Source organism: Ruegeria sp. O11, from assembly GCF_056535285.1.
The window spans coordinates 1-902 of the sequence record NZ_JBQERS010000042.1 but is presented as its reverse complement, the minus strand read 5'-3'; the positions used below and the strand labels follow the sequence as shown (position 1 = coordinate 902).

Below are 902 nucleotides of genomic sequence, written 5' to 3'. Positions count from 1 at the left end.
ACGAACAAGAAGAACCACCAGTATTCTGAGCGTAAAGCCCGACCAGAGAACTGGAAGTATTTCGAAAAACACGTCTTAACGGCTTCACCAAATCCCATTTTTCAATCCTTTCTTAGTTTCTGTGCGACCTCAGAACGCCTCGCGGACCCAAAAGCACGCCTTCGCCCTTCTGGGTTTTCCCGCCTTCTATTTTTGTTTGAACGCCAAAAACCTATCTTTCAAAAAGGTAGCGAAATTTACGCGCGGAAAAAATGTTGATTTATGAAAAATAAGATTCAAACATGCGAATTCGACTAAGCTTTATTTGACCCACGTTGTTATCGGCCCCGGCAATCAACTCGATATCGTTCCCCCGACCAATCCGTTGGCGACAAATCTTTGAGATAGGTAAGCACCGGATCGAGCTGTGCTCAATTGGCTGAGTAGAAGCGGACGCTTCACAAAGGAGCATCCAATTTCACTAGATTCGATGGACCCTGATGGAGAAGAAAATGACCAAAAAGACAGTGATGATTGCAGGCACAACTTTGTTTGCATTGCTTGCGGCATGTGACGAAACGAGTACGTCTAGCGCGTCCGCCGAACCCACACCCGCTCAGCAGGCATGTTTGCGAGATGTGGCCAAAACCACGAACAATTCGCAAGTGGTTGTGCTCTCGTCCGCGTTTAGCGAAGCTGGAACACAAGTCACTGTCGGCGTTGGTGAGGATCGTGCTCCTTGGAATTGTATTGCTTACACGGATGGTGCGACAGCTGGTATCGAGTTCCTGGGCGACGAAGGCGCACTGTAATCTGGTCGCTGTGTATCTCGAAAGCACCAGTCGTGATCAAATTTGAGTACCGGTAAGCTCAGACATTCAAACCTCGTAATAGGATTGGGTTTTAACATGCTCAATCATGCT

General features: G+C 47.7%; 1 protein-coding gene. It reads left to right on the top strand.

The genetic code is table 11. The features are described 5' to 3' along the window. The first annotated feature begins 491 nt into the window (after positions 1 to 491). The gene (locus ACRZ91_RS22165) at positions 492 to 791 is read left to right on the top strand and encodes a hypothetical protein (RefSeq protein ID WP_170471152.1); all 300 of its coding nucleotides are present in this window, start codon (positions 492 to 494) and stop codon (positions 789 to 791) included. The last annotated feature ends 111 nt before the right edge of the window (positions 792 to 902 follow it).

Coding starts and splice junctions, on each gene's coding strand:
- ACRZ91_RS22165 (WP_170471152.1), top strand. CDS start 492: ATGACCAAAAAGACAGTGATGATTGCAGGCACAACTTTGTTTGCATTG.